Origin of the sequence: Flavobacterium sp. WC2421, assembly GCF_040822115.1 — a bacterium.
Classification (GTDB): Bacteria; Bacteroidota; Bacteroidia; order Flavobacteriales; family Flavobacteriaceae; genus Flavobacterium.
In genome coordinates this window covers 2,895,862-2,907,712 of record NZ_CP162004.1, presented here as the reverse complement: position 1 = coordinate 2,907,712, position 11,851 = coordinate 2,895,862, and the positions used below count along the sequence as shown (strand labels likewise).

The 11,851-nt window shown below is 31.8% G+C and carries 8 protein-coding genes; 5 read left to right on the top strand and 3 right to left on the bottom strand.

The annotated features are described in order from the left end of the window. Window positions 1–16 precede the first annotated feature (16 nt). From AB3G33_RS12445 to AB3G33_RS12425, 5 genes are all read left to right on the top strand, one after another. Window positions 17–718 carry an ABC transporter ATP-binding protein gene (locus AB3G33_RS12445; protein ID WP_367769988.1) on the top strand — a complete coding sequence of 234 codons (702 nt, stop codon included), beginning with the start codon at window positions 17–19 and terminating at the stop codon, window positions 716–718. A gap of 117 nt (window positions 719–835) precedes the next feature. Next, complete coding sequence (locus AB3G33_RS12440) at window positions 836–3,259, top strand: ABC transporter permease (RefSeq protein WP_367769985.1); 2,424 nt, start codon at window positions 836–838, stop codon at window positions 3,257–3,259. A 2-nt stretch (window positions 3,260–3,261) separates the two neighbouring features. Continuing rightward, on the top strand, window positions 3,262–5,703 hold the full coding sequence (locus tag AB3G33_RS12435; protein ID WP_367769982.1) for an ABC transporter permease: 2,442 nt from the start codon (window positions 3,262–3,264) through the stop codon (window positions 5,701–5,703). A gap of 43 nt (window positions 5,704–5,746) precedes the next feature. Continuing rightward, window positions 5,747–8,167: an ABC transporter permease gene (locus AB3G33_RS12430; RefSeq protein ID WP_367769978.1), complete on the top strand. Its 2,421-nt coding sequence runs from the start codon at window positions 5,747–5,749 to the stop codon at window positions 8,165–8,167. Next, on the top strand, window positions 8,160–9,464 hold the full coding sequence (locus AB3G33_RS12425; protein ID WP_367769975.1) for a TolC family protein: 1,305 nt from the start codon (window positions 8,160–8,162) through the stop codon (window positions 9,462–9,464). The genes AB3G33_RS12430 and AB3G33_RS12425 overlap by 8 nt, the downstream gene beginning before the upstream one ends. A gap of 9 nt (window positions 9,465–9,473) precedes the next feature. Here AB3G33_RS12425 and AB3G33_RS12420 read toward each other — a convergent pair whose 3' ends face one another. The 3 genes from AB3G33_RS12420 to AB3G33_RS12410 are packed head-to-tail and all read right to left on the bottom strand — an operon-like array spanning window position 9,474 to window position 11,808. Further along, window positions 9,474–10,406, bottom strand: coding sequence for a transglutaminase (locus AB3G33_RS12420; RefSeq protein ID WP_367753141.1), 933 nt, complete (start codon window positions 10,404–10,406; stop codon window positions 9,474–9,476). Window positions 10,407–10,427: 21 nt separating this feature from the next. Beyond that, window positions 10,428–11,279 (bottom strand): substrate-binding domain-containing protein, encoded by an 852-nt coding sequence (locus AB3G33_RS12415; protein ID WP_367769972.1) that lies wholly within the window; start codon window positions 11,277–11,279, stop codon window positions 10,428–10,430. Window position 11,280: 1 nt separating this feature from the next. Next, on the bottom strand, window positions 11,281–11,808 hold the full coding sequence (locus AB3G33_RS12410) for a GNAT family N-acetyltransferase (protein WP_367769969.1): 528 nt from the start codon (window positions 11,806–11,808) through the stop codon (window positions 11,281–11,283). Window positions 11,809–11,851 lie beyond the last annotated feature (43 nt).

Genomic DNA, 11,851 nt, shown 5'->3' with positions numbered 1-11,851 from the left:
AAAAACGAATAATATTATGATTCAAATTAAAAACCTTTCAAAAGTATTTAGAACCGAAGAAGTAGAAACGATGGCATTGAGCGAAGTTTCATTAACCATTAATCAAGGTGATTTTGTGTCTATTATGGGGCCGTCAGGAAGCGGAAAATCAACATTGTTGAATATTGTAGGATTGCTTGATAGTGGTTCAGGAGGAAGTTATCAATTGTTGAACCAAGAGATGATTGGTCTCAAAGAGAAAGAAAAATCGAAAGCCAGAAAAGAAAATATTGGTTTTATATTCCAGAATTTCAACTTGATTGACGAATTATCAGTGTATGATAATATCGAATTGCCATTAATTTATAATAAAGTTCCTTCGTCTGACAGAAAACAAAAAGTAGAAGCAATTGCCAATAAATTAGGGATTTCGCATCGTTTGAAACATTTTCCGCAACAACTTTCAGGAGGTCAGCAACAACGTGTAGCAGTTGCCAGAGCTTTGATAAATGATCCAAAAATTATTCTTGCCGATGAACCTACAGGAAACTTAGATAGTAAAAACGGAAATGAAGTAATGGAATTGTTAACCGATTTACACGCAAACGGTGCTACAATTTTGATGGTTACTCACTCCGATTATGATGCTTCTTTTTCACAAAGAACGATTTTAATGAAAGATGGTGTTGTCTCTTCTGAAAAGCACAATCAAAGGAATGTAGATGTTTTTAAAGTATAATCATGATAACTATCCTAATTTCAATCATCACTTTTGTTTGTGAGTTGCTTTGCAAAATACTATTGTAAGTAGCTTAAAAACATATCATCAAATCAAAATCAATATAATCAAAATCACATGATAATCAACTGGATAAAAATATTTATTTATCATTTAAAGCAAAACAAACTGTTTTCTTTTCTCAACGTTTTAGGATTGAGTATTGGTATTGCAGGAGTGATTTTCGCTACTTTATACTGGAATGACGAGCAAAGTTATGATGCATGGAATCCTGACAAAGACAACGTTTTTTTGGTAGCTAATCAAATGAGCGAAAATTCATTTTGGGCATCGAGTTCAGCACCAATAGGAGCTGCAATAAAAGAGAAAAGTTTAGAAGTAGCATCGTATTGTTATTTAAGTGGAAATTATGAAAGTGACATAATTCGCTTTAAAAATAAAAAAGTGCAAACGAGTAAAATCGTATCAGCACAAAAGAATTTTTTTGAATTTTTTCCTTTTGAATTTGTAGAAGGAAGTCAAGAATCAGCATTGCCAGATGAAAATAGTATCAGTCTCTCAGATGATTTAGCTTTGCAGATTTTTGGAAAGGAAACTGCTCTAGGAAAAGAAGTTCTCTTTCAGAATAAGAAATTGATAGTAAGAAGCGTTTATAAAATGGATAAAAAATCTTCTTATAATCCTTCCTGTGTAGTCAATTTCATTGATTTAAGAATTAGAAAAACAATTGACCAATGGGGGAATTTTCAGTTTGTATTATTTCTTAAAGTTAAAAATCCGGATAAAGTTTCACTTATAGAAAATGATTTAAAGAAACTTTATTATGATAACATGACGGTTCGTTATGCAAAAGAAAATGGAATTACTCCAGCGCAATACATTGAAAAATATGGAACTACCAAACCCTTTTTAGAGCCTTTATCTACTGTTCGACTACATACTAAAACGGGTGGATTAATTGAGGAAAATGGCAATTTTCAGTTTTTGATGATTATGGTTGGATTATCAGTTTTAATACTTCTTCTTTCAATTGTAAATTATATCAATTCTGCAACAGCAAATGCAATAAAACGTGCTAAAGAAGTTGGTGTAAGAAAAGTTATGGGCTCTTCAAAAAGTAATATAATCCAGCAATTTGTTTTTGAAACAGGAATACTATCGTTGTTTTCAATTTTATTTGCTCTTGTAATTGTTGAGCTGTCGTTACCTTATTATAATGATTTTTTAAATAAAACTATCATTGTACAAGGCAGTCAATTTTATGTACAACTTATTATAATATTTAGTATTACAGTTTGTTTGGCAGGAGTTTTTCCAGCAATATATGTTTCTAATTTTGAAACTTTAAAGGTGTTGAAAGGCAATTTTGGAAGAAGTAAAAGTGGCGTATGGTTACGAAACGGAATGTTGATTTTTCAATTTTCAATTGCAACCTTTTTCATCATCGGTTCCTATATTGTTTATCAGCAAATAGATTATATGAATAGAAAAGATTTAGGTTTTAAAGCCAATCAAATTTTAAGTATATCGTATAGTAATGTTTATGGAGAGGAGATAACAGATGATTTTAGATTTGACCGTTACTCAACAATCAAAAATGAATTATTACGCATTCCGGGGGTAAAACAAGTTGCATCAGCTGGCTTTGCTTTTGGAGGATCTGCAAAATCAACAATATCGTATCAATATAAAGATTTAAGTGTGGATGGAGACAATATTCCGATTGATTTTGGAATGTTAGAAATGATGCAAATAAAAATTGTAAAGGGGAGGTACTTGAGTCCAAAATTTGCTCAGGATACTATTAATACGATGTTAATAAATGAAACTGCCACTAGACTATTAAAAGAGAAAAACCCAATTGGAAAAAAGGTGAATTGGAATGGTAAAGAGATAACTATCGTTGGAGTTGTAAAGGATTTTAACATAGGTAATCCTAGCGAAGCGATTCCTCCAGTGTCATTGTTTCATTTTAAAACAAATTCATGGACAACGTTTGCCTTAAATAATATTTATGTTGATGCAGATTCAAAAACGATGGATAAAACGCTTGCGGATATTGAGAAGTTTTGGTTGAAGAAAGTCGATCCAGATTATCCATTTTCGTATGATTTTGTAGATAAAGAATATAAAAGGTCTTACAGCAGTTTTGTAAAACAAAAAAATATGTTCTCATTATTAAATGTTGTGGTTATCCTCATTGCACTTTTTGGATTGTTCTGTCTAGCTTCATTTTCAATAGAAAGACGTATGAAAGCAATCGCTATCCGAAAAACGCTTGGAGCCGAAACTACTATTTTACTTAAAGAATTATCCAAACAATACATTGTTTTCTGTGTTGTTGGCTTTCTAATTATACTTTTTCCAACTTATTATTTGCTCAATAAATGGTTAGAGAATTTCGCTTATCGAATTGACATTTCAATCTATCCATTTATTATTGGCTTTATTGCCTTATTGTCATTGACCCTACTTGTGGTTCTTTCTAGAGCCTATCAGGCGACAAGAGTAGATGTCTTGAAATATTTAAAATACGAATAATCATGCTAAAGAGTTGGATAAATATATTTTTAAATCAAACTAAAAACAACAAGCTTTTTACAGCTTTGAATATTTTAGGTTTGAGTATTGGAATTGCAGGATTAATTTTTGCAACCCTATACTGGAATGACGAGCATAGTTATAATCAATGGAATCCTGAAAAGGACAATGTTCATATGGTTATAAATACCCTGAACAATGAAAAATGGCCCTATACGGTTGCCGCTATCGGGCAATATCTAGACAACGATCCCAATATTGAAAGTTATAATTATAGCTATAATTGGTACGATTCAGACTTGTTTAGCTATAACGGTAAAAAGCGAAAAATTGAAAAAGCGTTTAATACTCAAAATAAGTTTTTTGACTATTTTCCTTTTCCATTCCTTTATGGAAATGCTAAAAATGCTCTGAAGGATGAATCCTCAATTGCTATTTCGGAGAAAATTTACAAAGCTTTTTTCAACAATGAAAATCCTGTAGGAAAGCAAATTAAATTTGGAAAAAACTACTACACTATAAGTGGTGTGTACCAAAATGAAATGAAAAGTTCATTTGCACCTGATGTGGTACTTACGGATAATTTTAAAAAAGTTATTACCCCAAATTTGGACAAATGGGAGCTTTTTAATTTTTGCTTACTCCTTAAGCTTAAAGATAATGCTAAAAAGGAAGTTGTTGAACGTAAGATAGAAAAGCTTTTTATTGATAACGTAATTACACAAGAAGCAAAAGAGGCCAATATTACTTTAGAACAACAAATAAAGGAACACGGAATTGTAGCCATACATTTAGAACCCTTGATAGATGCGCGCCTTAATTCGGTATTAAATGAAAATTGGGGTTATCCTGAAGGAATAGGAAATTACCAATACTTAATGATAATGATAGGGTTGTCCATTCTGATAATGATTCTTTCCATTATTAACTATGTCAATTTAGCTACTGCAGGAGCCATTAAAAGAGCCAAGGAAGTCGGTATGCGAAAAGTATTGGGCGCAAGTAAAAGAAATATTATCGTTCAATTTATTTCTGAAACAATTGTAATTGTTATAGTATCTATTCTATTAGCATTAGTAATTGTTGAGATTTCTTTACCCTATTACAATGAATTTTTAGAGAAAGATTTGAAAATTTATGGAGGTGAATTTTATTTACAATTGATCTTTATTTTCGGAATTGTCGTTTTCCTTGGCGGATTTTTCCCTGCGCTTTATATCTCAAGTTTTGAAACGCAAAAAGTTTTAAAAGGAAACTTCAACAGAAGTAAAACAGGAATATGGTTACGCAACAGTATGTTGGTTTTTCAATTTGCTATCGCTGTTTTTTTTATTGTTGGTTCGACCATTGTTTATCAACAAGTAAATCATTTAACCAATAAAAATCTAGGTTTTAAAGGTGATCAAGTAATTGAAATTGATTATCTGAAAAAGTTTGATACACAATCTGAAGCAATTTATAAAAAAGAGTTTTTTCAGGATTATTTGAAGGCAAAAGAGCAATTGACCAGAATGAAAGGTGTTAATCAGGTAGCTACAGCAAATTTTTCTTTTGGAAATGGCGCGCGATCTTCACGAGATTATTTGTACCAAAATGCCAACATTCAAGGCTTGAATATGGCCGTTGATTTTGGGATGATGGAAATGATGAACATCAAACTAACAGAAGGACGATATTTGAGTACTAGATACGCTTCGGATACCATTAATAATGTAATGGTTAATGAAACGGCAGTAAAATTATTAGGGATTAAACAACCAATAGGAAAAGAAATTATTTCTGGTGATGGAGATAAATTCAAAATAATAAGCGTTGTAAAAGATTTTAATTTAAGAGGGCCGCAAGAAAAAAACTCGCCAATGGTGTTCATGCATTTAAAGACAATGCCATTGATGTCACAAGGCGTAAATTCAATTTTTGTAAAAGTAAATACAGATAATATTGAAATCACGATGAGCGATATTGAGCAATTTTGGACTACTAAAGTCGATACCGAATATCCGTTTTCATATGAGTTTGTCGATAAGAAATACGCACGTTCTTATAAGGAATATGTCAAACAAAAAAATCTCTTCTCGTTACTGAATCTTGTAGTTGTTCTTATTGCCATTTTCGGATTGTTTGCATTAGCTTCATTCTCTATGGAGCGAAGATTAAGAGAAATCGCTATTAGAATAACCTTGGGTGCTGAAACGACTATTTTACTTAAGGAATTATCAAAACAGTATGTAGTTTTTTGTTCGATTGGTTTTGTTATCGGAGTGGTTCCAGCCTACTTTCTGTTACAAAAATGGCTAGATGATTTTGCATATCGTATTGATATTCAGTTTTTACCTTTTGCGATTGCTTTTGTTTCTTTATTGTTTTTGACTTTAGTAGTTGTTTTAGCGAAAGCCTATCAAGTAACCAAACTGGATATTTTAAAATACTTAAAATACGAATAATGAAAAAGGCTACCATCTTTTATAACTAACCAAAACCTAAATAATGTTATTAAATTATCTAAAAATATTCATTTATCATTTAAAGCAAAACAAACTGTTTTCATTTCTAAACGTTTTCGGATTAGCCATTGGTATTGCAGGATTGATTTTCGCATTACTGTATTGGAATGACGAACAAAGTTATGATGCTTGGAATCCTGAAAAAGACAACGTATATCAGGTTTTGGTCCAACTGACAGATATGCCTGTAATGGCAGAACATCCAGCTAGATTAAAACCACATCTAGAAAAGGATGCGAATGTTGAAACCATTGTTTTTGCTGATGATTGGTATCAAAAGAATAAAATTATTTATAATGGAAAAAAAGTATTGGTTGACAAAATCATCAATACGGAGCGTAATTTCTTTTCTCTTTTTCCTTTTAAAATAATTCAAGGAAATGCAATTTCAGCATTAAAAGATGATTCAGGAATTGCCATTTCCGAAGAACTTGCTAAAAGAGTTTTTGGAGACGAAAATCCAATTGGGAAACAAATAAAATGCTTGGATGCCATGTTTACGGTTCGTGCTGTATATCGTATACCAGGGAATTCTTCAATTGCTCCAGATGTCGTGGTAAACACTTTGAAAAATATAATGGATTTAGAAAACCAATACGGTCTTTTTTCATTAAAAATCCTTTTAAAACTAAAAGATCCTTCAAAAGTGGAGGCTACCCGAAAGATGCTTGAAAAAGTATATTACGATGAGTGGATTGTTAAAAACGCAAAAGAAGCTGGCTTTACTCCCGAAGAAATGGAAAAGAAAATTGGACATTTTTCAGTTTTTATGGAACCTTTATCCAAAGCAAGATTACATTCGGTCGTAGATGGATACCCGGAAGGTCGCGGTAATTATCAGTTTTTACTAATTATGGCGGGATTATCCGTTTTAATTCTCATTCTTTCGATTGTAAATTATATCAACTTGGCTACAGCCAATGCGGTTAAACGTGCTAAAGAAGTTGGTATTCGTAAAATTGTAGGTGCTTCAAAAAGTACTATTATCATTCAATTTATTTTTGAAACTGTTCTAATAAGTTTGTTATCTATTTTGCTAGCTTTAGTAATTGTCGAATTGAGTTTACCCTATTATAATGCTTTTTTGAACAAAAGTTTACGAATAATTGGCAGTCAATTCTACTTACAATTAATTCTGATTTTTAGTATTACAATCGTGTTTGCAGGAATACTTCCAGCCGTTTATGTGGCTAATTTTGAAACGTTGAAAGTATTGAAAGGAAATTTTGGAAGAAGTAAAAGCGGAATTTGGTTACGTAATGGAATGCTAGTTTTTCAATTTGCGATTGCCACTTTTTTTATCATAGGATCTCATATTGTATACCAACAAGTAAATTATTTAAATAACAAAGATTTAGGATTCAAAGGAGATCAAGTAATTACAATTCCATTGCATTTCCCTACCTCCGCCTATGATGTAGAAAATCCGGGGCAAAATATTTACAGCCAATACACGATTATTAAACAAAAAGTAGCCAAAATAAGAGGGGTAGAGAGTGTTTCAACAGGTCTTATATCTTTTGATGGTTCAGACAAGTCAGTTGCTCCAGTAATGTATAAAGATGAACTTTATAAAGAGAGAACCTGTGCTTTAGACTTCGGTATGTTGGAGTTAATGAAAATCAAAGTTTTGAAAGGTAGAAGTTTTGATGAAAAATACGCTTCGGATACAATTAGTTCAGTAATCATAAACGAAACGGCTCAGAAACTGATGAAGATTAAAAATCCTATCGACCAACCGATTCATACTAGAAATCGCGATTTAAAAATAATAGGAGTTGTTAAAGATTTCAATCTATTAAGTCCCGAAGTCGAAGTCCCACCAATGGTATTTTATCATGTTAAAACTACTGGTATTGCAGAGAATGTAGATAAAGTTTACATAAAACTAAAATCGGATAATATTGAAAATACAATTGCTGATATTGAAAATTTATGGAGCAATGTCGATACAGAATATCCTTTTAAATATGATTTTGTAGATAAACAATACGCCCGAACCTATGAATCCTACGTGAAGCAAAAGAATCTATTTTCCTTGCTGAATGTAGTTGTAATTCTAATTGCACTTTTCGGATTGTTCGCTTTGGCTTCGTATTCGATACAAAGGAGAATGAAAGAAATTGCTATCAGAAAAACCCTTGGAGCCGAAACCAATTTATTATTGAAAGAACTCTCTAAACAGTACATTTTGTATTGCATCATCGGTTTCGCAATCGCAGTATTTCCCGTTTATTATTTACTAAACAAATGGTTGGAGAACTTTGCTTTCAGAATTGATATTAGCCTATTCCCATTTGTGTTTGGATTTGTCATATTGCTACTTCTTACACTTTTGATAGTGCTTTCAAGAGCCTATCAAGCAACTAAAACAGATGTTTTAAAATATTTAAAATATGAATAAGATACCATTTTTAACGTTAGCCCTTTTTTTAGTTTTTGCTTTAGTAAGTGGTCAGGAAAATTCTTGGCCGCTTACCAAATGCATAGAAACGGCTTTGCAAAATAATATCGAAATAAAAATTAGATTACTCGAAGTAAAAAGGACTCAAAAGACACAAAACTCGGTTTTAAACCGCATGTTGCCGTCGGTTAATTTGTATGGAGAACAGAGTTATAATTTTGGTTCTACCATTGATCCTTCTACAAACGGAAGAGTAAGTTCGAACATTCAGAATGATAATTTTTATTTGAATGCTAAAACAAATTTGATTGATTTCAGTGCTTTTGCAAATGCTAAAAAAGATAAAATTAGTATTGAAATCGCAAAAGCAGAAAAAGAAGTCGTTGAAAACGAATATAAATTGCAGCTTTTAGAAAGTTATTATCAAGCACTTTATACGCAAGAATTATTGAAAATTCAGAAAGAACAATTGCATCAAGCTTCTTTCAATTTAGACCGAATTACTAAAGAAGTCGCAATAGGAAGCAAGCCTCAAAGTGATTTGTACGATATGCAATTGAGTTTTTCGGAAGAAGAAAATAGTTATATCACATCTCAACAATTGTACGGAATACAAAAACTGCAATTGTTTCAGTTAATGAATGTTTTAAATGTGGAAACAGAAACTGTTGTTCTGGAAGTCTATTTTGATGAAAACAATTCTGATGTTGTTGCAAACACGAATTATAATCCAAAAATTAAAAGAGCCGAGTTTCAGCACGAAAACAACTTAAAATCGATTAGTTTACAAAGAGCCAATAATTTACCAGTTCTTTCGGCTTATTACGGCTATTCAACTTTTTATTACAAAAACATCAAGGATGCAAATGGTTTAACAGATTCTTTTTCGAATCAATTGGCTGATAATAAAAGCCAGCAAGTGGGCATGCAATTAGCAATTCCAATTTTTAACGGATTCAGAAATAACAAAAGAATAATAGCTTCTAAAATTGAAAGTCAAAAATCAAAATTGGTTATCGAACAAGAAAAGCAAGAGTTGGATAAACAAGTTACACTAGAAGAAAAAAACAAAAACAACTATTTACAACTAGAAGAAAAATTAAAAGAGAGACAAAAATATGCAAAAGCTTCGTTTACAACGATGCAAGCAAAATTTACAAATGGTAGAGTTGAAGCTATCGTTTATTCTTCGGTTAAAAATCAATTTTTAAGAGCTGAATATGATGTGCTGAAAAACAATCTTCAAATTCAATATATCCACTTAAAAATTAATCTCTTGAAGAATAATGTTATTTAAACTAATCAACTAATTCAATGTCAACGCACCCAATATTTCTTCGGATAGGAAAGGTCCTCCTGGATATTTAGCAGTGTAGTCAAGGTTGAGCCATACTTGGCCCCGTTCATCAATATGGTAATGAAGCTGCTTTTTATAGCTTTCTTTTTTAAACAAAATATTTTTTATCAAATAATTTACGGTTTCTAAATCATTCATAGTCCCAATTAATATTTCGGGATAGATATGCCCTTTGGTATGAATCAATCTTGGTGTGCCACCAATAGCTCTTACAGCCGCAGCCATAAGAATGGAGTGGTCGTCACAATCACCTGAAAAGTAATCTAATGATTCACTGGCTGTAGCAATGTAATCGCCATCTTTTGGGTCACTTACATAGTTCCAGCGGCCATTTATTTCCTTAAAAACAGCAAAGCATTGTATAATCGTTCTATAATCAGAATATCCATTTACATTTTTAAAGTATTTTGATGTCGCCATGATGGCAAAATTACGAACTTTAGGATTTTTGTATTCTATTGCATTGATAATCTTTGATTTATTGGGAAATGGGAGGAGTTTAGAAATAATGATGTCTTGTGGATTTGGATTGTCTGACATGGTGTAAATCATCGAGTCATAATCCTCATAAACACTATTAAATCCATAGTTCCCTGAAGCAGTTCCATAAAATAAAACTAAAATATAGAGAAAAATGCATACGATAATTATGGTTCTTAACAATCTCAATATGAGTTGTATAAGAATGATAATGACTAAGAAAAGTAAAATTCGATCAATATTATAGGCCCAACTGAGTTCAATTAAATTCTGATGAGCAATTATAAATAGAGGAACAGCAATCAAAATATTTAAGACAAAAATAATTACATCATCCCAAGGCTTCTTAACCTTAAGTTTTTGTTTTATATTTTGTAAAGAAATATTTTTAATGTTTATCATAGCAACCACAAAGTGTAAAAACTAGATTGCTTTTACAATTTCATCAAAAGTACCTTTTTTATCAATGATTTTAAGTTGAAATAATTGATTTTGAATATTGTTTAACAAATTTTTTGGTAATGCGTTTTGAGACCATTCAGTTAAGGATAACCATTCTTGAATGTCAGCCGTTTTTTGATGGTATTTTGTTGCCAAAGTTTTATCAATATTAGAGATGTTTTTAAACCCTTCAGTTTTTTTATTGATGACTTCGAGAATCGATTTAATAATTTCAGGTTGTTTTTCTAGAATTTCATCACGTACAGCAATAACGAAACAAGGCCAAGGAGTAGGGCAGTCTCCAACACGTCTAAAAACCCCTGAATCTACCAATGGTTTGGTCATAAACCGTTCCCACATAAAATAATCAGCAGCACCAGCTGTTAAAGCTTCAACAGCACCATCGATGGTATTGATGATTTCAAATTGTAAATCATTGGTTTTCCAACCTTGATTATTGGCATTTACATATGCCATTAGTTGTGAGCCAGAACCTAATCTTGAAATTGCTACTTTAGTATTCTCTAAATCAGAAACAGTTTTATATATAGAATTCGCAGCTACATGTATTCCCCAAATTAATGGTGATGCTACATAAACTTGAACAATTTTGGATGGATTTCCTGCAACAATATCTTTGACGATTCCTTCCGTTAAAATAACAGCAATATCGGTTTCTCCTGATCTAAGCATTTGACACATTTTACCAGTCCCTTCAGGAACATCTGTCCATTTTAAGTTAATGTTTTGAGCTTCAAATTCGCTGTTATCGATGGCTAAATGCCAAGGTAAATTGAAATGTTCTGGTACTCCAGCTATTTTTATTGTTGTCATTTTAATTGTTTTTTTTATCTAATTTGTACCAAACGCAAGAAATTCCATTCCAATCGAATTCATTTTTTAGTTGCATTCCTATTTTTTCAAGAATGCTACGAGAAGCGGCATTGTCAATATGAGCCGATGCATACATAGTTTTTATATTCATAGTAATGAACCCATAATCTAGCCAAGCTTTGGCCGATTCATATGCATATCCTTTTCCCCAATACTGTTCTATAAATCGGTACCCAATTTCGTAAAAATTAACATGACCATTTTCGGGTTCTGTGATGTACTTAATTCCCGACCAACCAATAAATTGATTTGTCTCTTTCAGAATTACTGCATAACGACCAATTCCGTTTTCAAGGTATTGATTTCGAATATTCTCAATATATTTTCTACTTTCTTCAATTGAAACCACAGGATTATTACCTAGAAACTCATGTACCTTAGGATTCCTGTCTAAAGCGAACATTCCTTCAGCATCTGAAGGGAGTAATTCTCTTAATATTAATCTCTCGGTTTCAATACAAATGTTCATGTGTACTCTTTTTTAGCCCTGATAGGAGCGATATCCTCTTGTG

Coding starts and splice junctions, on each gene's coding strand:
- AB3G33_RS12415 (WP_367769972.1), bottom strand. CDS start 11,279: ATGACAACAATAAAAATAGCTGGAGTACCAGAACATTTCAATTTACCT.
- AB3G33_RS12445 (WP_367769988.1), top strand. CDS start 17: ATGATTCAAATTAAAAACCTTTCAAAAGTATTTAGAACCGAAGAAGTA.
- AB3G33_RS12435 (WP_367769982.1), top strand. CDS start 3,262: ATGCTAAAGAGTTGGATAAATATATTTTTAAATCAAACTAAAAACAAC.
- AB3G33_RS12410 (WP_367769969.1), bottom strand. CDS start 11,808: ATGAACATTTGTATTGAAACCGAGAGATTAATATTAAGAGAATTACTC.
- AB3G33_RS12425 (WP_367769975.1), top strand. CDS start 8,160: ATGAATAAGATACCATTTTTAACGTTAGCCCTTTTTTTAGTTTTTGCT.
- AB3G33_RS12440 (WP_367769985.1), top strand. CDS start 836: ATGATAATCAACTGGATAAAAATATTTATTTATCATTTAAAGCAAAAC.
- AB3G33_RS12430 (WP_367769978.1), top strand. CDS start 5,747: ATGTTATTAAATTATCTAAAAATATTCATTTATCATTTAAAGCAAAAC.
- AB3G33_RS12420 (WP_367753141.1), bottom strand. CDS start 10,406: ATGATAAACATTAAAAATATTTCTTTACAAAATATAAAACAAAAACTT.